General features: G+C 40.7%; 24 protein-coding genes. 6 read left to right on the forward strand and 18 right to left on the reverse strand.

The window, feature by feature from the left end:
• Window positions 1-125: 125 nt before the first annotated feature.
• Window positions 126-596 (forward strand): GAF domain-containing protein, encoded by a 471-nt coding sequence (locus tag V7K60_RS09590; protein ID WP_334924940.1) that lies wholly within the window; start codon window positions 126-128, stop codon window positions 594-596.
• 16 nt (window positions 597-612) lie between these two features.
• Here the strand turns inward: V7K60_RS09590 and V7K60_RS09595 are convergent, their stop codons facing one another.
• Together V7K60_RS09595 and V7K60_RS09600 are read right to left on the reverse strand one after the other, a co-directional pair.
• Window positions 613-1,941, reverse strand: a complete 1,329-nt coding sequence (locus tag V7K60_RS09595; RefSeq protein WP_334924942.1) for a tetratricopeptide repeat protein — start codon at window positions 1,939-1,941, stop codon at window positions 613-615.
• A 413-nt stretch (window positions 1,942-2,354) separates the two neighbouring features.
• A complete protein-coding gene (locus V7K60_RS09600; RefSeq protein WP_334924944.1) occupies window positions 2,355-3,290 on the reverse strand; it encodes a putative 2-dehydropantoate 2-reductase in 936 nt (311 codons plus the stop codon).
• Between the two features lie 168 nt (window positions 3,291-3,458).
• On the opposite strand from V7K60_RS09600, the gene V7K60_RS09605 reads away from it, so the two are divergent.
• Both V7K60_RS09605 and V7K60_RS09610 read left to right on the forward strand, forming a co-directional pair.
• Entirely contained in the window at window positions 3,459-3,860 is a 402-nt protein-coding gene (locus V7K60_RS09605) for a fasciclin domain-containing protein (RefSeq protein WP_334924946.1), read from the forward strand.
• A gap of 205 nt (window positions 3,861-4,065) precedes the next feature.
• On the forward strand, window positions 4,066-4,395 hold the full coding sequence (locus tag V7K60_RS09610; protein WP_334924948.1) for a hypothetical protein: 330 nt from the start codon (window positions 4,066-4,068) through the stop codon (window positions 4,393-4,395).
• 37 nt (window positions 4,396-4,432) lie between these two features.
• Here the strand turns inward: V7K60_RS09610 and V7K60_RS09615 are convergent, their stop codons facing one another.
• The 7 genes from V7K60_RS09615 to V7K60_RS09645 all read right to left on the reverse strand — a co-directional run bounded on the left by V7K60_RS09615 (window position 4,433) and on the right by V7K60_RS09645 (window position 11,657).
• The gene (locus V7K60_RS09615; RefSeq protein WP_334924949.1) at window positions 4,433-4,981 is read right to left on the reverse strand and encodes a GNAT family N-acetyltransferase; all 549 of its coding nucleotides are present in this window, start codon (window positions 4,979-4,981) and stop codon (window positions 4,433-4,435) included.
• Complete coding sequence (locus tag V7K60_RS09620; protein WP_334924950.1) at window positions 4,978-6,333, reverse strand: UDP-N-acetylmuramoyl-tripeptide--D-alanyl-D-alanine ligase; 1,356 nt, start codon at window positions 6,331-6,333, stop codon at window positions 4,978-4,980. The genes V7K60_RS09615 and V7K60_RS09620 overlap by 4 nt, the downstream gene beginning before the upstream one ends.
• Before the next feature lie 265 nt (window positions 6,334-6,598).
• Window positions 6,599-7,045, reverse strand: a complete 447-nt coding sequence (locus V7K60_RS09625) for a tellurite resistance TerB family protein (protein ID WP_334924951.1) — start codon at window positions 7,043-7,045, stop codon at window positions 6,599-6,601.
• 178 nt (window positions 7,046-7,223) lie between these two features.
• The gene (locus V7K60_RS09630) at window positions 7,224-7,361 is read right to left on the reverse strand and encodes a hypothetical protein (protein ID WP_190240853.1); all 138 of its coding nucleotides are present in this window, start codon (window positions 7,359-7,361) and stop codon (window positions 7,224-7,226) included.
• 225 nt (window positions 7,362-7,586) lie between these two features.
• Complete coding sequence (locus V7K60_RS09635) at window positions 7,587-7,889, reverse strand: sensor histidine kinase (RefSeq protein ID WP_334924952.1); 303 nt, start codon at window positions 7,887-7,889, stop codon at window positions 7,587-7,589.
• A gap of 137 nt (window positions 7,890-8,026) precedes the next feature.
• Entirely contained in the window at window positions 8,027-8,947 is a 921-nt protein-coding gene (locus tag V7K60_RS09640; protein WP_334924954.1) for a histone deacetylase family protein, read from the reverse strand.
• A 73-nt stretch (window positions 8,948-9,020) separates the two neighbouring features.
• Window positions 9,021-11,657, reverse strand: coding sequence for an EAL domain-containing protein (locus V7K60_RS09645; RefSeq protein ID WP_334924956.1), 2,637 nt, complete (start codon window positions 11,655-11,657; stop codon window positions 9,021-9,023).
• A 929-nt stretch (window positions 11,658-12,586) separates the two neighbouring features.
• Between V7K60_RS09645 and V7K60_RS09650 the strand changes: the two genes are divergently transcribed.
• Window positions 12,587-13,942, forward strand: a complete 1,356-nt coding sequence (locus tag V7K60_RS09650; protein WP_334924958.1) for a GTP-binding protein — start codon at window positions 12,587-12,589, stop codon at window positions 13,940-13,942.
• A gap of 114 nt (window positions 13,943-14,056) precedes the next feature.
• On the opposite strand, the gene V7K60_RS09655 is transcribed toward V7K60_RS09650, so the two are convergent.
• Window positions 14,057-15,304: a DUF3466 family protein gene (locus V7K60_RS09655; RefSeq protein ID WP_334924960.1), complete on the reverse strand. Its 1,248-nt coding sequence runs from the start codon at window positions 15,302-15,304 to the stop codon at window positions 14,057-14,059.
• Between the two features lie 539 nt (window positions 15,305-15,843).
• On the opposite strand from V7K60_RS09655, the gene V7K60_RS09660 reads away from it, so the two are divergent.
• Window positions 15,844-16,104: a Calvin cycle protein CP12 gene (locus V7K60_RS09660; protein ID WP_104907380.1), complete on the forward strand. Its 261-nt coding sequence runs from the start codon at window positions 15,844-15,846 to the stop codon at window positions 16,102-16,104.
• Here the strand turns inward: V7K60_RS09660 and V7K60_RS09665 are convergent.
• The 8 genes from V7K60_RS09665 to apcB all read right to left on the reverse strand — a co-directional run bounded on the left by V7K60_RS09665 (window position 16,101) and on the right by apcB (window position 21,701).
• The gene (locus V7K60_RS09665) at window positions 16,101-16,919 is read right to left on the reverse strand and encodes a TlyA family RNA methyltransferase (protein ID WP_334924962.1); all 819 of its coding nucleotides are present in this window, start codon (window positions 16,917-16,919) and stop codon (window positions 16,101-16,103) included. The genes V7K60_RS09660 and V7K60_RS09665 overlap by 4 nt on opposite strands.
• Window positions 16,920-17,354 carry a DUF29 family protein gene (locus tag V7K60_RS09670; RefSeq protein ID WP_334924964.1) on the reverse strand — a complete coding sequence of 145 codons (435 nt, stop codon included), beginning with the start codon at window positions 17,352-17,354 and terminating at the stop codon, window positions 16,920-16,922. It abuts the gene before it with no gap.
• Between the two features lie 137 nt (window positions 17,355-17,491).
• Window positions 17,492-17,827: a XisI protein gene (locus V7K60_RS09675; RefSeq protein WP_334924966.1), complete on the reverse strand. Its 336-nt coding sequence runs from the start codon at window positions 17,825-17,827 to the stop codon at window positions 17,492-17,494.
• A complete protein-coding gene (locus tag V7K60_RS09680; RefSeq protein WP_194043484.1) occupies window positions 17,815-18,234 on the reverse strand; it encodes a XisH family protein in 420 nt (139 codons plus the stop codon). The genes V7K60_RS09675 and V7K60_RS09680 overlap by 13 nt, the downstream gene beginning before the upstream one ends.
• An 83-nt stretch (window positions 18,235-18,317) precedes the next feature.
• Window positions 18,318-19,961: a Z1 domain-containing protein gene (locus V7K60_RS09685; protein WP_334924970.1), complete on the reverse strand. Its 1,644-nt coding sequence runs from the start codon at window positions 19,959-19,961 to the stop codon at window positions 18,318-18,320.
• A 183-nt stretch (window positions 19,962-20,144) separates the two neighbouring features.
• Window positions 20,145-20,312 (reverse strand): hypothetical protein, encoded by a 168-nt coding sequence (locus V7K60_RS09690; protein ID WP_334924972.1) that lies wholly within the window; start codon window positions 20,310-20,312, stop codon window positions 20,145-20,147.
• A 169-nt stretch (window positions 20,313-20,481) separates the two neighbouring features.
• Window positions 20,482-20,973: a hypothetical protein gene (locus tag V7K60_RS09695; RefSeq protein WP_334924973.1), complete on the reverse strand. Its 492-nt coding sequence runs from the start codon at window positions 20,971-20,973 to the stop codon at window positions 20,482-20,484.
• A gap of 218 nt (window positions 20,974-21,191) precedes the next feature.
• A complete protein-coding gene (gene apcB, locus V7K60_RS09700) occupies window positions 21,192-21,701 on the reverse strand; it encodes an allophycocyanin subunit beta (protein ID WP_334924975.1) in 510 nt (169 codons plus the stop codon).
• A 357-nt stretch (window positions 21,702-22,058) separates the two neighbouring features.
• Here apcB and glnA point away from each other — a divergent pair, with 357 nt between their 5' ends.
• Window positions 22,059-23,483, forward strand: a complete 1,425-nt coding sequence (gene glnA, locus V7K60_RS09705) for a type I glutamate--ammonia ligase (protein ID WP_334924977.1) — start codon at window positions 22,059-22,061, stop codon at window positions 23,481-23,483.
• Window positions 23,484-23,542 lie beyond the last annotated feature (59 nt).

Consider the following 23,542-nt stretch of genomic DNA (forward strand, 5'->3'; position numbering starts at 1 on the left):
TCCAAGTGCGATCGCCCCATGAATTACCCTGACTTTTTACGGAATGTAGAAAGGGGAGATTGGTTTTACTAAGTGATTTCCTAATTACTTTCCGCGTTTACGAGCAAACTTTATTTCCTGCGACTATGACTTCAGATACCAAAACCATTTTTGATATCCTGACTGATGAAGGGTCTGCCATCGACTGGAACCAACTGCTTACCGAAATCCTGGCCGCTTTCGACTGTTCTACAGGTAGCATCCATACCCTAAATCAAGATAGCCAGTTATTGCACCTAAAGGCTTACCAAGGCATTCCAGAATTGCTTTTGCCTAAAATGACGGTAATTCCTATTGGCAAAGGAATGGCTGGTGTCGCCGCCGAACGCAAGCGACCCGTACAGATTTGCAACCTGCAAACCGATGAATCAGGAGTGGCGAGGCCCTCAGCAAAAGAAACGAAAGTAGAAGGCTCGATCGCAGTGCCACTGATGCTGAATGGTCAATTGCATGGTATCTTGGGCATTGGCAAGCCAGTTACCTACGAATTTACTCCTGAAGAGAAAGAGACACTGATGGAGATTGGAGAGGCTATTAGCGGTAAAATCGCCAGTTAAAAGCAAATAGTATTGCTTATTTTTCAAAATACTCCATTGCTGTTTGTACTTTCTCAACTTGCCTGGGTGCTTGCATTTCGTTAAAGAGTGCGACTGCTTGCACAAAACTTTCCCGACTCTGCTCAATTTCACCCATTTTTTTATGAGTCAATGCCAACTGATAATAAGCCTCAGCTAAATCTGATTTCGCACCGATTTTATCAAGAATTTCTATTGCTTGTGAATGATAAAAAATTGCTCTGGTAAATTCTCCCTGTTCTCTAAAAAGTTCAGCTAGAGAACTTATAGCTTTAGCTTTGATTTGGGTAAAGTTGTTTTCTTCAGCATGAAATATAGCTCGTTGGCATAACTCAAAGGATTTTTTAAGATTACCTAAATTCTTATAAGTTAAGCAGAGACTTACTAAACTATGCCCGATTCCCCATAAAGTTACTTTAGTTGATGATGACATCGCAGAAAAAGCAACTTCAGCAAGATGAAAGGCATCTTCTCCACTACCAGAGCGTGATTTTATCAAAGCTAGACAGCATTGACTATAAGTCATATAATCATCAAGGTTGCTATTCTGTTCAGCAAGGCTACAAACAGAATTGAAACAATCTTCGGCTGCTTCTATTTCCCATAATTCAAGCTTGCAAAGTCCTGTATTGAACAAAATAGATATTTTTGTTTGCTTGACATCTAATTTGCCTAATACTTCTTCTGATTTCTCATAGCATTCTATAGCTTCTCTAATGCAACCGATAATTCGATATGTATAGCCAAGGATATTGTAAAGTCTAATTAGTCTTTCTTGCGATTTTATATCGTCTATTATCCGTTTAATGACAGAGAAATTTTTCTGGAGCAGTCCCAGTTGGTAAAAAGAACAACCCAAAGGCAAACCTATACTCCACTGTTTACCTCGCCCTTGTAAAATTACATTACCAGCTTGCTCAAAATCACTAATTTCTACATAATGATAATAAGCTTCTAAAGCTGTTAATGCATCTGTAATATTTTTGATTTGTGTAACTCGTTGCGTCCAACATTCGGCGGCTTTTCGGTTTACTAATTCCCATTCTTCACTGGCTAATCTTAATCTACTAATTGCTTCATCACGAATTACCGGATGTAGCCAATATTGTCCTTTTTTTGCTTCTATTAAAGACAAATCTTGCAGAGCTTTAATTATACTTCTACGTTTTTGTTCTGGTACATCCCAAAGCAAACATAAAACTCCCTCGACCGATAATGAAGGAATATCTTGATAACGATAGTATCTTAAACGACATAGGAGGCTATAAACTTCTAAGTCATTTTTTTGGAGACGGGTAAGAGTAAGGTTTTGGATTTCTGTGGCCATCCACAGTTCTAGGACAAAATTAAATTTTTGACTTTTAAAATATTTGCGTGCTAATCTTGTTTTGCCAACACCACCTTCACCCTGGATGAGGATAACTTTTTCTCCCCGACTGACTAAGGTGTGGAGTTCGGCTATTTGCCGATCGCTTACGTTTTATCAAGTGGTTTGGGCATCTTACAAATCATACCCATGCTGCTGTACCTTTTACAACAGTTTTTGCTTCCATTGGGAATTATCCTATTGTGTTTAATTACAATAGCAGTCATTTTTGAATCCCTGCGTTAAAAATTGGGGGAGTGGCAAGTTAGGAGTTAAGAGTTTGGAGTTTGGAGTTTGGAGTAAAGAATTAATTGCCTTTCTTGTCTCCCTCATCCCCCTTGTCTTTCCCATCTTCCTCATCCCCCTAATCTCCATCATTTTCCCCTGGCATCTAAAAACTTCAACTGGTGATATAAACAGCTAATCTGCACTAAATCCACACCTACTGCTTGGGCTTTTCGTAATGGGTTGCCGAAAATTGCTTCTATCTCCAAGGGACGATGTTCGTCGTAGTCAATTTTCATGCTGGGGCGGTAAGGTGTCATTTTGACAGTATAATCGAGCATTGTTTGAATAAAGCGATCGCTGATAATTCGCCCATAACTTTTCGCCCCCGCCGCTACTTCATACATCAACTCTTCGACTAACTTGCGGGTGTACTCATACGCCATTAATTCATCAGTTCTAGCGTTGAGAATCACAGAAAGTCCATTGTACGGGATATTCCACACCAACTTTTTCCAACGTGCTAGTAGTAAATCTTCAGCTAATTCAATTGAGATACCAGCACTTTCAAAGTCATCAGCAATTTGCTGTATCCTCTGAGTTATCCCACTAGGCTGATAATTAGGGGTATATTCACTGAAGGCAATTTGCCCATAGTCTAAGTGGTGTATATGCCCTGGCCCCACTTTGTTAGAACATAAAAAGCACAATCCACCGATAACAGTTACATTACCAACAATTTCAGCGACTTCCTCTTCTACACCAAGTCCATTCTGTAATACCAACACCACTCCATCATCTTTAACTACAGGTGGTAACATCTTTGGTAGTAAATGGTTTTGCGTTGTCTTCAGTGCCACCACCACCACATCGCATTGTGGTATCTTTTCTACGTCGTTGTAGGCGTGGACTTCGGCAAGGGTAAAGTCACCGTCTTTGGACTCTACCACTAAACCATATTTCTTTACCTGTTCGTAATCACTCTTGAGCAAAAAGTGGACATCCAACCCAGCTTTTTGCAGTCTAGCGCCATAAAATCCACCTAATGCTCCAGTTCCCAGAATGGCATACGTGCGATCGGACATTTCTTTTATAACGGAATTTTCCTAGAAACATCATAAGGTGATGTCTGACGGGAGTACGCGTCTAGGTGTAGTTTATTCAACACCTGATTTTAAATTTATTTTGTTTAATAAAACTTAAAATAGGTTTATTATCCTTTAAAATCTTTTGCAGAGATTTAGGTAAGATATATGGCTGATATTGTTGATATTGCAGTTACGTCTGAGTCGTTTAAAACACTGGTGGCGGCTGTACAAGCTGCTGGTTTAGTAGAAACATTAAAAAGTCCTGGCCCGTTCACTGTCTTTGCACCAAATGACGATGCTTTTGCCAAGTTACCAGCGGGAACTATCCAAACTCTGTTACAAAACATTCCCCAGCTAACACGGGTTTTAAAGTATCATGTCGTTTCCGGAAAGCTGCTACAGGCTGATTTAGCACAACTCGGTACGGTTAATTCTGTAGAAGGTTCACCGATTAAAATTGATTCTTCCGATGGTTTTGAAGTTAAAAATGCCACAGTTTTAGCAGCAGATATCGAAGCTGATAATGGTGTGGTACACATTATCGATACGGTAATTTTACCGGGTTAATTCGGCTAGGGTGGGTGTTTTCCACCCTAGTTATCCAAAAATTTTATAATTAACTAACTATTGGTAGTATTAAAACGCAACTCAATAGTTTAAATTATGTTATATTTGCAATGTGATTACTCACTCATATATTAATTTTGATTTCGTTATTTTAAAATACAATAAATTAAATTCTTAAAACGCTAACATCTATCCCAACAAATTAATGCTCGATTTAAACACCTTAGCTGAGTTCTCTCGTGGCAACTGCATAAGTATTTGTGCATTTCTCGTACCAGCGAACTTGCTTGTCACAATTTTAACGATGAGCCTGGTAGCGTTACGTCGTCCATCGCATCAAGTGTGGCAGTCTGCTGGAATCGCTAGCTTTTTCGCTTCTGTAATGATACTACATGTATATACTTGGTTCATGATTGGCGTAGTGATGGCTCCTACTTATATCTTGATGTGGCTAGCAATCACTTGTTTGGTAACTAATTTTGCAGCAATTATTTTTCAAAGACGCTACAGCAACAGCCCTAGTCTTTCCAACTGAAATCTATTAGGCATCTATAGGTGATATTTTCAGAAAATCATCCATAGACGCCTCTCCATTCATGCTCAAGAATGGCATATAGCCAAGAGTCTCGCCATTCTCCCTTAATCCAATGGTGTTCTCGCAAATACCCTTCCTGCTGCATTCCGATTTTTTGCATAACTCGTGCAGAGGCAATGTTTTCTGGGTGACAAGTGGCAAAGATGCGATGTAAGCCTAACTCCTGAAAACCAAGTGAAACAACTGCTTTCACAGCTTCAGTTGCATATCCTTGTCCCCAAAACTCCTTAGTGAAAGAGTATCCAATAGAGCCTATTTGGTTGTCAGTATCCTGAACGGATATACGACAGATACCAATTAATTGCTTTTGGGCTTTCAAAGTCACTGCCAAGGCAAAATGCTGACGGGGTTCTTTGCCTTGCAATAAAGTCTCTCTTTGCAAAAAGTTTTTGGTATCTTCTTCGGTATTAGGGCCAAAAGTCAAGTAACGCACAACTTCAGCATCAGCAGCATATTGATGAACTGCTTGCCAATCTGATTCTACAAAGTCTCGCAGTATAAGACGTTCGGTTTTTAGTGGTATCATTTGGGAAATTCTGCACGTAACTGACTGACTACCCGATCTAGTCCTACAGAATGGGCGGCTTTGAACAATAAACGATCGCCTGTTTGCACAAATGTCTTCAACCTAGCCACCAACTCGGCATGAGTTGCAAAGCACTCCGATGGGATACCTTCAGCACTAAAAGCGATCGCTTCGGCATCTTGTCCATCTACCAAAACTAACAAGCCATCTAAATTCAACCTTCGCACCGTTTCTCCCACTCGTTGATGCAACTGCTGCGATCGCTCTCCCAATTCTTTCATTGCACCCAATACGGCAATCTTCCGCTTTCCAGGCGTGTCTGCCAATAATTGCAATGCTGCAATCATAGCTTCTGGTGCAGCATTATAAGTTTCATCTAAGATTACCACATCATTGGGTAAAGTAAACCGCTGCGATCGCCCTGTAGGCATATCCACGCTCACACCTGCTTTTAAGGATGCCCAATCGATCCCCAACACCTTTGCCACCGCTAAAGCTGCCAAGAAATTAGTGGCATTGTGACGACCAGGTAAAGGTAGAGGTAGTTGGATTCCTGCGACTTCCATAGTATCGTTATCAATTAACTGCCCTTGAATATCCCCACCAGAAAAGCCGTAAGTCAAAACTTCTCCGTGCCAAACTTTCGCTGCTGTGGCCATTAATAAAGGATTGTCGTGGTTGAGAATTGCCACACTATCAGTAGACATTTCGGCTAATAACTCACATTTTGCCTGAGCGATCGCTTCTTCCGAACCCAGCAACTCAATATGCGCTGTCCCCACATTGGTAATCACTCCAATTGTTGGACGCGCTATTTGCGTCAGTTCGGCAATTTGTCCTCTACCCCGCATCGCCATTTCAATCACGGCGTAGTCATTTTCAGCGCCAAGTTCTAGGAGAGTTTTCGGGACACCAATTTCGTTGTTGTAATTTCCATAAGTTTTGTGAACTCGTCCCTTTGTTCCTAAAACTGCGGCGATCAATTCTTTGGTTGTAGTTTTACCCACGGAACCGGTTACACCAATTACAGGAATATTAAAGCGATCGCGCCACCATCGGCCAAGTTTTTGATATGCCTTGAGAGTGTCTTTTACCTGTAATACAGGGAATCCCGGATTTTCGTATTCAAAATCTACAATTGCAGCTATTGCACCCTTTGCGATCGCAGTTGGCACAAATTCATGTCCATCAAACTTATCGCCTCGGAAAGCGACAAATATTTCACCCGGCTTCAAGGTACGGCTATCTGTTTGGATACCGCTAATTACTTGTGTTAAAGCAGTTTCAGATAAGTTTACAGAATGGGCCAAAATAACTTTAACTAGTTGGTTTAGGGTAGCAGAACAACGCATAAGCAATTTACAATTTAAAGTTCAAAATCATAAAATCGAATTATGACATAATATTGTTGAGATGAGATAATTTATACGATCAATATAGAGACGTTGTAATGCAATATCTCTAAACGATATTGAATTATCGCAAAGAAATAATCAAAAAATAGCAAAAAATAGTGGCAAAGAAGCTTAACTTCCGTGCCACGCTTTGTTTATAAGCTACTTATACAGTTATAATCAAGCTTTAGACAATGGGCATAACAAGTTATGTTCGATCACCCTATGCGCGATTTTTAATCAAGATTACTTGCACAATTTGTATTGCTATCTCACTCGAAACCCCTAAAGCTTGATATAAATCATTTAAGAAGTTTTTTTCTTCTTCAGGTATAATACCTTCAGCTAGGACTAAATCGGTGGCTACTGCAAAGGCTGCTTCCCGCAAGTCTTGAGATAGAGAATCTTTGGCTGCATTAAACAAAGCATTAAAGTCATCACCCTGGAAAACGCCCAAGATTTTGTCAAACAGCCTGTTCATCATTTCATTGGGATAACTTTTAAAAAGTTTCATCCGAGACAGCACAGAAATGATAGAATTTGCTTGCTCAACAGAAAGATAACCGTCTGAAGCCGTTGCCGTCAATATAATCACAGCAAAAGCTTCTGCTGGATTGAGTGCTGTTTGGGTTTGGCTTTCTGTACCCAGCACAGCGTCGAATAGACCCATTGTAGTAGCTCCTTGGTTAGAGTCCCAATAGCGTTACTGTTACCTGTATGTTTGGTAGATTTACAGGTTAAGACTATAACGCTATAAGACTTTCACCCTTTAGTGTTCCCAGGATTTCTTCACGGCGAACACTTGTACCCAAAGGTTTTTGGCAGGAACTACATTGCCATCTATAAACTTAGCGTTCTCCTGTCTTTTCTATTGTCTCAATTACCGCCAAACCTATACCAGAAGCTGCCATTAACAGTACTACTGATATCAAATAGGCGTTGGTCAGCATTCGTAGGGCTTCATCGAAAAAAATATAGGTGGTCATTGGTTCACCTTTTGAAATTTGTGCTGCTTGTGCTTTCTATTTCTCCACACCCCGATAGGTGAATTTCGCTGAGAAACTGCTAGCAATTGCATCTTAACAAAACTTTAGCTCTTTCAGAACCCTGCTGAAAATTTTTCTTTTTGAAGATTCTATGAAGTTTACAAAAAAAGGTATTGGGCATTGGTCAATAATCAATAGTTCTTCTTCCTCTGCTTCGGTGAAGTCTCAACTCGGTATTGGTTCAGGTTGATGAACTGGTATTTCAATCACAAATTTGGTGCCCTCTTTTAGTGTCGAATCACACCATATCTTGCCATGATGTTTTTCTATGACTATTTTGTAGCTGATGGATAAGCCCATACCAGTACCTTTGCCGATAGGTTTCGTGGTGAAAAAAGGATCAAAAATGCGCGATCGCAATGTTTCAGGTATCCCACAACCATTGTCAGCGATCGCAACTGCACCAACTACACTCGTTAATAAGGAAACATCAACAAAGCTTGCAACCAGTTTGTGAGAAATTTTCATAACTGTATGTCAGCTATAACCGCGTCAGTATTCAGTGTTCCCAAATCTTCGCAGAGAGTTGAGGCTATTACCCTTGGTAACTGCGATCGTCAGTATCTATATCAGGTATTTCGTCAAATGGGATAAACAAGACAAGCTTAAAGTAAACAGCGTTCAATCGTCGCTACAACTGATTGAGAAAGAGTATCAAAGTCGTAACCACCTTCTAAGCCAAACAGAATTTTACGAGTTATCCCTAGACAATAATCAGTAAATAAAGCGTAGTCTTCTGGCTGCAAATTAATACTTGCCAAAGGATCTGCAGCATTGCCATCATAACCAGCACTCACAATCAGTAAATCTGCTTGAAAGTTAACTAAAAACGGTACTACCTGTTTTTCAAATAGTGCCTGATATATTGCAATATCACTACCAGGGGGTACTGGTAAATTTAATACATTATTGTGAAAACCCCGTTCTGTCGATTTTCCCGTACCGGGATAGCATGGATACTGATGTAGAGAACAATAGGCGATGCGTGCTTCTGTTTCAACGATCGCCTGAGTACCATTACCGTGATGCACATCCCAATCAAGGATGGCGACGCGGTTAATTCCAGGTTGTTCTAGAGCAAATAAAGCAGCGATCGCGGCATTAGAAAATAGACAAAAGCCCATCCCTGCATCACTTTCAGCATGATGTCCTGGGGGACGCGCTAGTACAAAAGCTGGATTAGCCGACCCGAACACAACCTCAACTCCATCTAACCATGCACTGACTGCCAACAATGCCACATCATAACTGCGCGGCGAAACTGGCGTATCTCCATCCAAAGGGCCGCCGCCACTAGAGGCGATTTGCCAAAGTTTTTTGATGTAGGCTGGGCTATGTGCCCTAACCAACGAAGACATCAGTGATGGTTGTTCTGATACTGGTGTAGGCGATCTCCAGCTAATTTTATCTGCGAATGTAGCTGCTTTTAGGGCATTTGCGATCGCACTTAAACGTTCTGGTTTTTCGGGATGGTATTTTCCAGTCTTGTGATCTAAAAATTCGTCGGAATAAATGACTGGCAGCATAGGACGAAAAAGGTCGGCAGCAGGACAATGAATTTTATTGTATCCTCACTGGTACAAACAGTTTTCCCTTGTACTAGATCGTTGGTCGTTTACTTTCGAGGATTTCTGTTGCTTTCTCTCCAGTAAGTGGGCGGTAGAATAAAAAGCCCTGTACCTCCTCGCAGTTAATAGATTTCAAGAATTCTAATTCTTCTTCCTTCTCTACCCCTTCGGCTGTTAACTTTAATCCCAAGCTGTGTCCCAAGGTAACTATGGCTTGGATAATATGAGCTACTTTGGTATCCTGCGTCAAATATTGAATGAAAGATTTATCTATTTTCAGATTGTGGAGTGGCAAAAGCTGTAAGCGTGAAAGTGAGGAATGACCCGTACCAAAGTCATCAATGGAGATGTAAACACCCATCTGCTGTAGCTCCTCTAACACCCTTGTGGTAAAACCCAAGTCCTCAATTGCTGTGGTTTCCATAATTTCTAATTCTAAAAAGCGCGGCTCCAGACCTGTTTGTTCTAAAACCTTGGCTATAGTCTCTACCAATTTGGGTTGGCGGAACTGCTTCAAAGAAAGATTGACAGCGATCATAATCGGTGGCAATCCAGCATCTTGCCATGCTTTATTTTGGCTACAGGCCGTCTGTAGAGTCCATTCGCCGATGGGGACAATTAAGCCACTTTCTTCGACCAAGGGAATGAACACACTGGGGGCGACCAATCCCATCTCTGGGTGCTGCCAACGCAACAGAGCCTCCATACTAGTAATTTCCCCTGTGGTAATGTTCACACGAGGCTGATAGTACAGCATAAATTCATTGCGTTCTAGGGCATAGCGCAAGCTCTTTTCTAAAGTTAGGAGTTCAGGATTTTTAGCACTCAGGGAAACACTGTAGAATTGGTAGTTATTCCGCCCTTTGTCCTTGGCGTAGTATAAAGCGGCATCTGCGTGCTGGATTAGTGTTTCAGCGTCAGGACTGTTGTTATCAAGTAAGGCAATACCGAGGCTGGCAGTTACATAAAGTTCATGCCCTTGGAGATGAAAAGCATCCTCAAAGGCTTGTAAGATTCTCTGCGCCACCAAAGTTACCTCTTCAATATCATTGACTCGTGGGAGTAAAATTGTAAATTCATCGCCTCCCCAACGGGCTACAGTATCTCCGCCTCTAAGTGAATCTTTTAATCTTTGAGAGACGCTTTGTAACAATTGGTCTCCCAGAGTGTGCCCCAGAGTATCATTAATGACCTTGAAGCTATCCAGATCGAGAAAGATTACAGCTAAACTTTCGTGATTTCGAGTCGCGTTGGGCAGAGTTTTGCTGAGCAGCTCATTAAATAGTAGACGATTGGGCAACCCTGTCAGCAAGTCATGGAGGGCTTGATAGCGAATCTTTTCTTCTACTTGCTGACGCTGCCGCGCACCAATGATACTGGCGGCCATTGTCAAAAGAGTAGATTCTTCGTGCTTTGACCAATGACGCTCAAAGGTGCAGTCTGCCAAGCCAAGGTATCCCCACAACTCATTCTCCGACCGGAGGGGCACCAAGAGAAGGGATTGAATGCCATCTCGAATTAGGAATTCTTGTTCAGCGACCGGAAATTGTTGGGTGAGTCCGCTAATCAACTGGCCGCTAGAGAGAACTGTGTACCAACGGGCTAATCCAGGAGCTTGATAAGGCTGATTCTTCCAATGATCATGGGTAGATTTAATACAAGATTGTGTCCATTCAAACCGTAGGCTGACTGCTATTTCCTCTGTAACAGGATGGGGATGGTTCTCAAAGAGATAGGCACGATCTGCCTTGGCAGCTTCGCCCAGTACAACCAGAGCTCGCTCGATACCAGTTTCGTAATTCATTTCTCCTAGCAAATAATTGGCAGCTTCTGCAACTGCTTGTAACAAGCGATCGCGCTGGCGCAGTTCGGCTGTAGCTCGCTTTTGCTCAGTAATATCCCTAATAATAAAAGTTCTAATTAAATCACTTTCAGGAAGATAGAGAACAGATTGTTCAAAAACTTCTGTGTCTACTTCCACCTCCCGCACAAAAGAATTTTTTTCTAGATTGTTAACTCCAATCAAGAGTCCTGTTAAGATCGGGTGTTCTGTCCCAACTTCTCTAAGATTGGGAAACTTCATAGTTGCGGCTGGATTGAGATAAGTAATTCTTCCCTCAAAATCCATCTCAATAATTGGATTGGGGATGAGTTCAGGAAAGGATGCCAGGCGAGCTAGAGCAGACTCACTAGCTGCTTCAAAACTGGGATCGATAGCTAAGGTTTGAAAAGGATTGGCAGGACTGGCTTGCTCTGATAAGAAACCAGATAAGTCTTCAACATCAAAAGATTCAGAAAATGCTCGTTCTGAAATGTTAGAAATAGCATAATATTTAGCCTGAGCTTTATTACTACCAAAAGCAATGACATCTCCATGCCTAAGATTATGAGAAAAGCATTTATTACCATTTACAAATAAGCCATTAGTACTTCCTTTACCCTTATAGTTGCCATCAATAATCTGAAAGCCGTATTGGTCAGTTTCTGGAACAGTTACTCGCAATAAAATTGCATGTTGCATTGATACTGACCGGGAAGCCAAGACAATAGTGTTTGCAGGATGCCGCCCCAGAGAATAAGTAGTCTCTCGTAAGGGGACAGTTCGCCGCCCTTCCAGGTCTTGAATGACCAACAAATGGCGTATTTTTTCCTGCTCATTTCCTCGCATGGCTGTTCCTCAAATTCTCATATAATTAATATTTATGTCTTAGTCTAAAAAAGACTGCTCCTATAAGTCCAGAATTTCAGGCTGCACTTATGGTAAAATTTGCTCAATCAAAGTTCTCACCATCTGCGTAGGCGTAGCCCGCACTTCGGCTGCGCCCTTCGGCTACGCTCAGGACAGGCTCAGTGACCACCGCAGGCATCGCAAAATATCAGGGTGTAGACCAGTCTTTCTCTTCATTGATTGACTGCACTCAGCACTCTTCTTTTTATGGAATGAGATGGCTAATTGTTCAATCAGTTTTTGTGGTAGAAATTATAGCTTTTTCCTCTACTCATACATAATTTATAAACTTTGTTCCTTCGTCTATATCATCTAACCTTGTCTTTCTTAGGATACCCAGATTAACAATTCAAAATTAAAATTTCAAAATTGTACCCTTACAGGGATCTTGCTACGCGTAGCGTCACGTAAAGCCTGCGGCATAGCTACGCTTAGGGCGCAGCCTCTTGTAGAGAAAAGAGTTACAGTTACATGAGGGAATTTCAACCCCGACTAAAACGGAACAAAGTCGGAGCCAATTCGCCTTTGAGCTAAGTTTAGACGTTGGCGTTAGCCTCTCTCTAGGAGCTAGCTATCCATTAGTCACATCTTTACTTAAGATTTATAAAACACTTAATCTCTGACCTCATAAAGTTAGGACTTTTGATGTCCTATATATAGAGTATTAGTCCAACAACTTAGGGATATAAGATAGAGAAGTATGTTTAACTTTTCTTTTCCCTGATAATCGGGTTGAAAAAGTGAGCATTAGTTAAGCATGGTTAATGAGTAGAAATTCATACCTATTATTTACGATCAAATGCTGAAAGTCAGTGTTTTGAGCATTGGATGAGCATTTTAGAGAGAGTGAAGGCTGAAGTGTTGATATTATGTCGGTTTATCGTAATCTGCAAGAAACTCACTTAAATCGTGCCCGCGCCAGTCTCAGACAAGCGCTTTCTTGGTATGGATATCTTCGCAAGTCAGGACAGCTTTCATCTAACCCAGAATTGGTAGGTTTGGTGAAACCAGAATTGGAAGCTTTGAGAGCCACACTCAACAAGCTAGATTCAAACGTCATTAGAATAGCCGTCTTTGGTTTGGTGAGTCGGGGAAAGTCAGCAGTTTTAAATGCTTTGCTGGGAGACAAAATTCTGCAAACTGGGCCTCTAAATGGTGTCACCCAATGGCCGCGTTCCGTGCGGTGGCAGCCCGGTGGTAAGGTACTAGTAGAGTTAATTGATACTCCCGGATTAGACGAAATTGCGGGTGAGTCACGAGCGGATATGGCACGAGAAGTAGTACATCAGGCAGATTTGATTTTGTTTGTCGTATCTGGTGATATCACGCGTACTGAGTATCAAGCACTGCTGGAATTGCGACAATCACAAAAACCCCTGATTTTAGTCTTTAACAAGATAGATTTATACCCCGATACCGATCGCGGAGTGATTTACCAAAATTTGCAACAACTGGGTGCTGGGCATCCCCAAGCAAAGCCTCTACTCCCGGATGAAATTGTGATGGTGGCGGCGGAACCAGCAGCAATGGAAGTGCGGGTTGAGTGGCCTGATGGCCGTGTCAGTTATGAATGGGAAACACCACCACCGCAAGTAGACGAACTCAAAGAGACAATTCTGAATATTCTCAATCGGGAAGGGCGATCGCTTCTGGCTTTAAATGCACTGATTCAAGCACGGGATGCAGAAGCCGCGATCGCTCAAAAAACTATCGATTTACGCGAAAAGGAAGCTGAAGAAATCATTTGGCAATTTACCAAATACAAAGCTTTGGCAGTAATGCTTAATCCCATAGCCTTCTTAGATATCCTTGGCGGAACTGTTGCTGATTTAGCTTTAATTCGCGCTCTGGCTAGATTGTATGGTTTGCCGATGACTAGCTATGAAGCCGGAAAAATTTTAAAAACGATTTTATTTAGTTCTGGTGGCTTGCTACTGGGAGAATTAGGTAGTAGTTTTATTTTGGGTTTAGGTAAAAGTACGGCTGTAATAACTAGTGGTGATAATCCCAGCAATATTACTGCTTTTGCTGGCAGTGCGATCGCTCAAGCTGGTATCGCCGGTTATGGAGCATATTCGGTTGGCAAAGCCGCCCAAGTCTATCTTGAAAAAGGCTGCACTTGGGGACAATTGGGCGCTAGCAGCGTCATTCAAGAAATTCTCTCTCAAGTTGACCAAAACACAATTATGTATCGTCTGCGACAAGAGTTAAACATAAAGTATTGAGATTTTTGAGTTATGTTCCGAAAAGTTTCTGTTGACTCAAATTAACCAGTAAGTAAAAACTACCGTATCAAACTCGCTAACACGGCAGTTATAAAAATAGTCGAAGTTGTGCGCCTAGATTATGCTTTTAGCTTTGCCTTGCTGCTTAGATTTTTTGCCCAAGAATATACCAAAAGCACTAGCCGTCAATGAACCCAATATGATTGAGGGTTCGGAAACAGGATTTGGTTCCAAAACAGGTGTCAAAAGAAAAGCATGAACAGGGTAATTACGTTCAGGGTCTTGAATAGTACCAGTACCTACAATTTGTCCAGAGTTGTTGATCCTATCTGCGCTTCCCAAAAACCAACTGGAATTAGCAGGAATGAGGTTGTTTAAATTACTCATTTTACCGTCACTATAGAAGAAGGGAACGGTGACATTAGACCCTTTGATATAGCCTGCATTACCAACTATCTGCCCAAAATCATTAATATCAGTAGCGTTGCTGTTTGGCCCCCCAAGTGTACCTAAGTCTTGCAGTGTTCCACTCCCACTGTAGAGGAAGGCGTGCCTAACATTACAAGGGCATTCTTTTGGATCGTCTGGTTCAAAAGTTGCTGCGGTGTCTGCCCTACCAACAACCTGTCCTAAGTTATTGATCGCAGAAGCTACACCTTCCTCACCCCCAAGTGTGCCTAAGTCTTGTAATCCTCCACTGCTGCTGTAGAGGAAAGGATGATATTGTCCTGACTGAGTTTGTGTATAATAGCCAACTATTTGTCCTGAGTCGTTAATATCATTTGCAGAGCTTGATCCCCCAAGGGTGGTCAGGTCTTGTAATACTCTACTCCCACTGTAGAAAAAGGCGTGGAATTGTCCTTCCTTCGTTTCTGCCGAGCCAACGACCTGTCCTAAGTTATTGATAGCAGAAGCGACACTGGATTCTCCTCCGAGGGTTCCGAGATTTTGCATTCCAGTAGCATCACTCCAGAGAAAAGCATAATCACGTCCATATATAGACTTCTTTGACTCACCGACCACTTGACCAAAATCATTGATTGCGTAGCCACTGCTTGAGTTACCACCTAAAGTGCCTAAGTCATCAGTTGCTGGATTAATTGCACTGTTAGGAGCCGTGCGAAAGCCGTTAGAGCGGAAAACATCAGTACTAGGAACAATTGAGTTACCAACCACTTGACCAGCATTGTTAATGCCATATGCTGCACTAAAAGCATCAAAGCCAGTAGCAGTAGGGTTTAAGGAACCAAGATCGGTAATAGAGTACAAAGATGCAGCAGTAGCCTGTTGGGGAATTGTAACTTCTCCCATGATTAAGGCTATCAGCCCGATACCAGTAGCGCCCAGAGTATACTTCAACATATTGTTATTAAAACTTTACCTTTTTAGGTTTTATCAGTATTTGCTCTACTTAAACGCTCAAAAAATATACTTTGTTTAAAAAATATTCGTATTGGTACTTGTGTAAGGGTAGCTGCTTAGAGACAGTACAACCTGATGAATTGGGTAGTTAGTTGTACAGATGAGTAGTGTTTTAGGGAGTTTTGAGTTACTACAGACAGAAATATTGAGAATAAACAAGAATTATTTCGCCTTTGTTACTGTTTATAAGTGTTTATCAACTTCTATCAAGCTCTTCTGACAATTGACTGACATTCCCAATTTGGGATGCAAGATTGAGAACATGACCATCTCTGCTTGTTAGTGCAACTAGTAGAATTCCTTTACCTTTTTGAATCAAAGATGACAAGAGGGTAATCACACTCAATTTTGCTTAAAAGATGGCGGTGTTTACCACTACCTCTTGTGGGAAGCCTATCTAAACTAGAAATGTGAGCTTTCTGAGGTCATTAAAAGCTCACAGTTAATATCTATCTCTGTAAACTAAAGGTGAAAGTATCATGACAACTAGCCTAAACTCATTTGAAAATGCTGGGACGGCAAATCTTGAAGAAGCCATTACTAGTGCCATTACTGAAGCCCGTACAACTTGTGAGCAAGATGGCAGTAATTCTGCTGATTGTGCCGTAGCCTGGGACATTGTAGAAGAGTTGCAAGCTGAGAAAGCTGATCAACAACAAGCAAAACAAAAGAAAACCTCTCTAGAAAATTACTGCGATACCCATCCAGGTTCCGTAGAATGTCTCATCTACGACGTTTAACTTTTCCGTAAATCGGTTGTTGCTGATTGCGTTATTTGCCTAACTGCCTCTAAATTAGGTAGTGGTATCTCACTTTCCATTCCCAACCACAAAAGATATTCGATATTCCCAGCCGGGCCAGTGATCGGCGACCAAGTTAAGCCTTTGTATTTCCACCCTAATTCATGGGCGGCTTGCAACACCTGAAAAATGGCATCAGCTTGGTCGTTTGGATCTCGTACAACACCTTTTTTACCCACACGGGATCTGCCAACTTCAAACTGTGGCTTAACTAACAACACAGCTTCTCGGTTAGCTTGAGTTAGTTGCCATAAAGCAGGCAGAATTTTGGTTAAAGAAATAAACGATACATCAACTACCGCCAAATCAGGAATAGGGTCATTTTCACCATATAATTCATCTGGTCGTAGTTGGCGTAAATTGGTGCGTTCCCGCAAAATCACCCGCGAATCATTTCGCAACCGCCAGTCAACTTGTCCGTAACCGACATCAATACCGTAAACTTGTTTTGCTCCAGCTTGCAAAAGACAATCAGTAAAACCACCAGTAGAAATCCCACCATCTAGACAAATACGCTCGGCTACGGCAATGGCAAATACTGACAAAGCTTTGGAGAGTTTTTCACCGCCTCTAGAAACAAAAGGCGATCGCTCTTTAATATTTATTTGAGCCGCAATATCAACTTCAGTACCAGGTTTATCAACTAACTGCTGATTAACAGTAACTTCCCCCGCCTGAATTAACCGTTGTGCTAAGGCGCGAGAAGAACATAAATTTAGCTCTACTAATAGTGTGTCGAGTCGCTGTTTAGCCAATTAACTAGACTCTCCTGGTAAAATTAAAGCCAAAGCACGATTAATAATTTCTTCTTGGTTAACCAGCTTTTCTAATTCTTGGGCTTCATAACGACCTTCTTCTACTTCTAGGGAAGCCTGCTCAATGGCATTTAAATAGGCTTCTGCCAAGATTTCTAACAATTCTTCTGGCGTGAGATAATAGTCGCCAGCTTTGCGCCGCTTATTTTCTCGCTGAATTTCTCGAACTGAATTCCGAATTAAGACTTCCCAAGAGCGAGTCGTGCAATTTTCAGCTTGTTGTTTAATCAGATGCAACAATAAAATCACTGCATAGCTACGAATCGTCTTGATTATGTCATTTCGGCTCATTTCCTCTAATTCTTCAACTATAATCAATGCTCCTTGAACATCCCCCTTAACAAGCAAGTCTTTTAGGATTAATAATTCTTCCATAATTCAGTGCCTCAAACATCGGCAACTTCTATTGTGGCTGATGACGGTTCTGGTTCAGATAACATAAGCTAATGCGTTTAATCTAGCGATCGCTACTTAAATGTATTATTCTTTTAGAATACACGACATCAAAATAATTAAGATACAGCAAAATCCGTGTATTGCCGTAGTTCAGCCGGATGGAAACCCAAGACAATATCTTTGTGCAAAATACCCGCTTCTAATAATGCCTCTGCTACTGGCTGGGAAGTACCATCATATTGAATCCACACTTTATCATTAATAATGTCTATATGTACGACCGAACCATGTACGCGGCGCACTCCATCCCAGCCAATGTGTAACACTTCGTAGTGGTCTCGCTCCGAGTCAATGACTGCTTCTGTCTCTATTTGACCGTTAGCAGGCTTGTGACTAGCATAGTTAAATATCAACTGACGAATAATTTCACGATACCGAGCTAGCTTATCCATCTGATAATCCTTTCTAGTTGCTCGTCAAAGACAATTAGGTTTATTCCTATACTATTAAGAATTAGCTGACCAAAGCGTTCGGAAAATATACCTTCGTAAACCCGCTTGGGAACTGCTAAATAAAGTTGGCGTTTTGGTTGTAGTTCTTTAAGGACGCTACGATAAACTTCATACTGTCCTACAGCTTCCTGGAGGTCATTCACGGGAGAAGGACTCAGAAAACTTTTGATTTCAACAGCTATTTTTTGATCGTCTCTCTCAGCAGCAATGGTAACTCTTTCTGCTCCAATATCTACGTAAAGTTCTCTACCCCCGTATGCCAGGTATAAGGGATCGTTGGTTATTGTCCAACCATCTGCGATAAGTGCTTTAATGACTGCAGTGTGGTAGATGTCTCTGGCTGGCATTAGTCGAAAGATAGCTCCAAAAATACAGCTTTAATCTAGCAAATTTATTTTACAGAGGCGCGATCGCCAATTCAAAATATCACCTATTCTTCCTCATCATAATTAAACATTAAAACAAACTTTTGTTGAGGTAAAACCAACATAGGTAGATATATAGGATGACCATCCCATTTATTACTTTCTTCCCCTTTCTGATAGCAAATAATTAAAGTTGGTAGCTCAGGATATTTCTTCTGAGCTTCTATTGACCAATTGCCTGAACCAAAGCAAAACATCCATTTAAAAGGCTCTTTTCTTGGCATATCTAATCCTTGATTTTTATTTCTCTCACCTCTGCGAACATTTAAACGCCCCTTTATCATCCCCTTTGATTTCATATCTGTTAGACCTTTGATGATACGTTTATCTTCCCATTTTTCAGAGGGGACATAATAACTTTTTGTTTGACTGAGAATTTTAATGATCAGGTCTATCTCTACTTCAGCATATAAATTATTATCTTGATAATTGATTAAAAGTGTCTCTATTTCTTTAAAGTTATGCTCAATTTCCTCTTTTTTATAAGCGGGATTTTGAGGATAAATTAATGAACCTGGTACTAAGAAATTAATGACTGAAGGATCTAAAACATTAGAACGAGTTGGTTTTAGATTTCCTCCTATCCAAACAGGCTGAAGTTTAATATTATGAATATCATCTCCAATTGCTTGACGCATAGCTTCATCCGCTTCGTGAATAGAACGAAAAGCGTCTAGTATATGTTCTGCTATAAAGAGACGAGTTACGTCTTTTAGTTGTGGACGATAACCATACATTCGAGCGTGTTGATGAACCGTATCCATTACTTTTTGTTTTGCATCACGCCCATAATAAGTTACCATTAAACCATCAATTGTTACACCTCTACCTAATCTATTTCCTCCTATTAAGATATTCATGCCAGGATTATAATTAGGTTCTTTTTCGGGATTATTTGCATTAATCGTTTTAGTATGAATTGCGTTTCTTAGTTTAATTTTTAACTCATTTATTAATTCAATCAATGGAGGTAAGTTCTTAGCCGTTTGCTTTAACTCGTTATAAGCTTCTTCTAACCATTTTTGGGCTTGTTTATTTTCTGCATCTGAACTCTTTTCTCGAATTGCTTTATCTAAATTAATTACAAATTGAGTAATCACCTTTTCTAATACACTATGGATATCTTGTTTATAACAAACATGAGCAAGAAAAGAATATTTCTCATCTTCTTTTTCAGAAGATAACATTTTGTAAGTTGAACCTAAGAAGAAGAAACAAAGTGCAAGTCTTAATCCATTGGGAATTATCCATTTATTACCCGGATTTATAGCACCTTTTTGTTTCTTTAATTGGTTAATTTCTTCAGCATCTAGAATACAACAGTATTTACTGTTCTCAGCAAAAAATAACTCTCCTCCCATATAACTATCTCCCGGCTCTGGTAATGCTGCACAGAATTTTGGCTTACAAGGATGAGGGAGACTTTGTAATAATAAACTTTGGGGAGTTGCTGTGATTTGAATATAAATATGATTAGCAACCTCTTGACGAATTTTCCCTATAGTCTCAAAAATTTTACTATCATCAATCGCATCTTTTCCTTTTTTAGCTTGTTTAGATTCATTCGTATTTAAACTAGCGTTATCCGCTTCATCATCAAAAATTGAGGTAGGAACACCTTTGACTTTTGCTGCTTTTAAAACCTTCAATAAATTATCCAGGTGATGACCATTTTTTGTTGAAACTAATACAACACCTATATCTGTATCTTTGATATAAGGTGCAACTTTCGTTTCTGCAAAACCATCGGGGTGTTTTTTCCATTCTTCCCAATCAAAAAAAACAGGGCCGTCTTCAACTTGATTATTGAAACGATTAGCAGTTTGTTTTTTTTACCATGTATTATCAGAGGTTAAGACAATAAAGCAACGAAAATTATTTTCATGAGCCAGGGCTAAAGTTGCAATAGTTGTGTTAGTTTTACCACTTTGAACACGACCATAAATAAGTCCAGTTGTACCATTAGGAATAGGGTCTTGTCCCTTATAGGGTTGGCTCACTAAACCCGTACTATTTTCCCCTACATCACCATAACCGAAATTTTCTGAATAAAATTTGACACAATTTTGTACAACTTAAATAGCCGTTTCTTTAAGCTTACTTGCTTCTTTTTGTCCGATTTGTTTCTCTAATCTCTTAATTAATCTGTCAATACAGTCGCCATTAGTTTTAATCTGAGTGGGTGTCATAGGTTATTTTTGTTGATAAAATTACGCCAGGCCAATTATTTTGAGGGACTGTCTGCTCTAAGGGAACTCTCCCTGTACCTTTAACATAATAACTCCCTCTTAGTTCTCTTTTTACAGAAACACGCTGCTTGGCTAAACCCTCACTAGGATCAATAATTGTCCATAGTTGTTCTTCTGATAGACAACAAACGCCATCTCGATGACAAATCAATGCTATAAAAAGTTTGACATCAGGATAATTTTCACGAAATGTTGTCAATGCATTTTCTTCCTGTGAACTGAAGCTAAATGACCATGAGGAAGTCGGTTTTTTTGATATTTTAAATAGAATTGCTGATTCTTGATTTGAGCTTTTTATAGTATAAAGAGATGAATGAATATAAGATAAATAACTGATAGAGATATAAGATGTTCCTTTGAGGAGTCGAAGAAAAGCTGCACCATGCAGAAATTCTAGATCATTAATACTCATAGAACTATTGCCAAAAATTATTTATATCAATAATAAACATCATAAAAGCAGGTATAAAATTTTCCCAGTACGACTAATTAATTCATCAGATAAAAATTTTTTGCATTAATAAAAGTAAACGCACCTTGCCAATCAAGCCAAAGTGCGATAAATATTAAGTCCACTTATGCGAACTTTGTTTGTATAGTTCTGCGATTTTTAGTCACCAGGATTAGATGCTAAATATCTGTCTCGCTCAACTCGCGTGTGATGTGATCGAATGGTTCATCTACAAAAGCAGTATTAACCACACCTGCTGCTGCTACTTGTTCCTTAATCAGATCCTTGAGAATTTGGATACCGCGAACCGTAGGCCCAATAGGTACTCCTAGAGAATTGTAAGTTTCCCGCAGCCCTTGCAGCACTCGTTCATCCAATACATTGGTATTTCCAGCAACCAGCGCATAGGTGGCATAGCGCAGATAGTAGTCCATATCTCGCAGACAAGCTGCATAACGACGAGTCGTATAAGCATTTCCACCGGGGCGAATCAATTCTGGCAGTTCTTCAAATAACTGTAAACCAGCCTGCTTGACAAGTACAGCCGCATTAGAATTGATTGCTGCCGCCGCTTGTACTCTTGCTGTACCACTATCAAAGTAAGACTTCAGGCTATCGATCGCATTCCGGTCAAAATATCGACCGGCTAGGTCATAATTCTTAATTAAATTTGTTACCGCATCGCGCATTCCTTCTTCTCCCAATCATTGCTATTTATGGTTTGATATTTATTTGGCTGCACTTATGCACCAGTAAAGTTTTGTGCTATTAAAAATAGATTCGGCACAAAAACAATCTATCCACTATCTATGGATTCTATGCCAAAGTTGACCCCTATATGATGAACTTTCCAGTTTTGTACAGATGATCGCCGAAAGGTTAATATAACCTGATAATCCAGATAGCTGTAACATAAGCTACAAAATCCGCTTATGTCTAGTATTTAAGATATTTCTGGTGTGTCACGGCCTGATTGAGATCAGTAGGGTTAGGATGCTTTGGAAGATTCTGGTTTACTTTAGGAAATTGGTAGAGAAGGAGTAACAATGACAACACCACAAGAAGTCTTGAAGAGAATTCAAGATGAAAAAATTCAACTGATTGATCTCAAATTCATCGATACAGTAGGGACTTGGCAGCACCTCACACTGTACCAAAACCAAATTGACGAGACTGCATTCAGTGATGGCGTACCTTTTGACGGTTCCAGCATCCGAGGCTGGAAAGCAATCAACGAATCGGACATGACGATGGTACTCGACCCCAACACTGCTTGGATCGACCCATTCATGGAAGTCCCAACCCTAAGTATAATTTGTAGTATTAAGGAACCCCGCACGGGTGAATGGTACAATCGTTGCCCACGCGTTATTGCCCAAAAAGCAATAGATTACCTGGTTTCCACTGGTCTTGGTGACACAGCCTTCTTTGGCCCTGAAGCTGAGTTCTTTATCTTTGACAGTGCTAGGTTTGCTCAAACCGCCAACGAAGGCTACTACTTCATAGACTCTCAAGAAGGTGCTTGGAATTCCGGTAAAGCTGGTACAGATGAAAAACCCAACTTGGGTTATAAACCACGCTTCAAAGAAGGTTACTTCCCAGTTTCACCAACGGATTCTTTCCAAGATATCCGTACAGAGATGCTGTTGACGATGGAAAAATTAGGTGTGCCCATTGAAAAGCATCACCACGAAGTTGCTACTGGTGGTCAGTGCGAACTGGGTTTCAAGTTTGGGAAGTTGATCGAAGCGGCTGACTGGTTGATGATTTATAAATATGTCATCAAGAATGTTGCTAAGAAATACGGTAAAACCGTCACCTTCATGCCCAAACCAATTTTTGGCGATAACGGTTCGGGAATGCACTGTCACCAATCCATTTGGAGAGACGGCCAACCTCTGTTTGCAGGTGATAAGTATGCTGGTTTGAGCGATATGGGGTTGTACTACATTGGTGGTCTTCTCAAACACGCACCAGCCCTGTTGGCAATAACCAACCCTAGCACCAACTCATACAAGCGCCTAGTACCCGGTTATGAAGCTCCTGTTAACTTGGCTTACTCCCAAGGGAACCGTTCTGCTTCTATCCGTATTCCTTTATCTGGCACTAACCCCAAAGCCAAACGTTTGGAATTCCGTTGTCCAGATGCTACATCTAACCCCTACTTGGCATTTGCTGCAATGCTTTGTGCTGGTATCGATGGCATCAAGAACAAAATCCATCCTGGTGAACCCTTAGATAAGAATATCTATGAACTCTCTCCAGAAGAACTGGCAAAGGTTCCTTCAACTCCAGGTTCTTTAGAACTGGCGTTGCAAGCACTGGAAAAAGATCACGCCTTTTTGACAGAATCAGGCGTATTCACGGAAGACTTTATCGAAAATTGGATTGACTACAAGCTAGGTAACGAAGTCAAACAGTTGCAGCTGCGTCCTCATCCCTACGAATTTTACCTCTACTACGATGCTTAATCAAGAGTCGTATCTAACTAAAAAGTAATGAGTTTTGCCACCCTAAAGTAGAGGGTGGC

This window comes from Nostoc sp., assembly GCF_036917555.1.
In the GTDB taxonomy this organism is placed as follows: Bacteria; Cyanobacteriota; Cyanobacteriia; order Cyanobacteriales; family Nostocaceae; genus Nostoc.

What these genes read in the sequence shown, in the direction of transcription:
- V7K60_RS09610 (WP_334924948.1), top strand. Translation starts at nt 4,066, where the DNA reads ATGCTCGATTTAAACACCTTAGCTGAGTTCTCTCGTGGCAACTGCATA.
- V7K60_RS09605 (WP_334924946.1), top strand. Translation starts at nt 3,459, where the DNA reads ATGGCTGATATTGTTGATATTGCAGTTACGTCTGAGTCGTTTAAAACA.
- V7K60_RS09645 (WP_334924956.1), bottom strand. Translation starts at nt 11,657, where the DNA reads ATGCGAGGAAATGAGCAGGAAAAAATACGCCATTTGTTGGTCATTCAA.
- V7K60_RS09620 (WP_334924950.1), bottom strand. Translation starts at nt 6,333, where the DNA reads ATGCGTTGTTCTGCTACCCTAAACCAACTAGTTAAAGTTATTTTGGCC.
- V7K60_RS09650 (WP_334924958.1), top strand. Translation starts at nt 12,587, where the DNA reads ATGTCGGTTTATCGTAATCTGCAAGAAACTCACTTAAATCGTGCCCGC.
- V7K60_RS09660 (WP_104907380.1), top strand. Translation starts at nt 15,844, where the DNA reads ATGACAACTAGCCTAAACTCATTTGAAAATGCTGGGACGGCAAATCTT.
- V7K60_RS09615 (WP_334924949.1), bottom strand. Translation starts at nt 4,981, where the DNA reads ATGATACCACTAAAAACCGAACGTCTTATACTGCGAGACTTTGTAGAA.
- V7K60_RS09590 (WP_334924940.1), top strand. Translation starts at nt 126, where the DNA reads ATGACTTCAGATACCAAAACCATTTTTGATATCCTGACTGATGAAGGG.
- V7K60_RS09625 (WP_334924951.1), bottom strand. Translation starts at nt 7,045, where the DNA reads ATGGGTCTATTCGACGCTGTGCTGGGTACAGAAAGCCAAACCCAAACA.
- V7K60_RS09695 (WP_334924973.1), bottom strand. Translation starts at nt 20,973, where the DNA reads ATGAGTATTAATGATCTAGAATTTCTGCATGGTGCAGCTTTTCTTCGA.
- V7K60_RS09680 (WP_194043484.1), bottom strand. Translation starts at nt 18,234, where the DNA reads ATGCCAGCCAGAGACATCTACCACACTGCAGTCATTAAAGCACTTATC.
- V7K60_RS09600 (WP_334924944.1), bottom strand. Translation starts at nt 3,290, where the DNA reads ATGTCCGATCGCACGTATGCCATTCTGGGAACTGGAGCATTAGGTGGA.
- V7K60_RS09630 (WP_190240853.1), bottom strand. Translation starts at nt 7,361, where the DNA reads ATGACCACCTATATTTTTTTCGATGAAGCCCTACGAATGCTGACCAAC.
- V7K60_RS09675 (WP_334924966.1), bottom strand. Translation starts at nt 17,827, where the DNA reads ATGGATAAGCTAGCTCGGTATCGTGAAATTATTCGTCAGTTGATATTT.
- apcB (WP_334924975.1), bottom strand. Translation starts at nt 21,701, where the DNA reads ATGCGCGATGCGGTAACAAATTTAATTAAGAATTATGACCTAGCCGGT.
- V7K60_RS09655 (WP_334924960.1), bottom strand. Translation starts at nt 15,304, where the DNA reads ATGTTGAAGTATACTCTGGGCGCTACTGGTATCGGGCTGATAGCCTTA.
- V7K60_RS09670 (WP_334924964.1), bottom strand. Translation starts at nt 17,354, where the DNA reads ATGGAAGAATTATTAATCCTAAAAGACTTGCTTGTTAAGGGGGATGTT.
- V7K60_RS09635 (WP_334924952.1), bottom strand. Translation starts at nt 7,889, where the DNA reads ATGAAAATTTCTCACAAACTGGTTGCAAGCTTTGTTGATGTTTCCTTA.
- V7K60_RS09595 (WP_334924942.1), bottom strand. Translation starts at nt 1,941, where the DNA reads ATGGCCACAGAAATCCAAAACCTTACTCTTACCCGTCTCCAAAAAAAT.
- glnA (WP_334924977.1), top strand. Translation starts at nt 22,059, where the DNA reads ATGACAACACCACAAGAAGTCTTGAAGAGAATTCAAGATGAAAAAATT.
- V7K60_RS09640 (WP_334924954.1), bottom strand. Translation starts at nt 8,947, where the DNA reads ATGCTGCCAGTCATTTATTCCGACGAATTTTTAGATCACAAGACTGGA.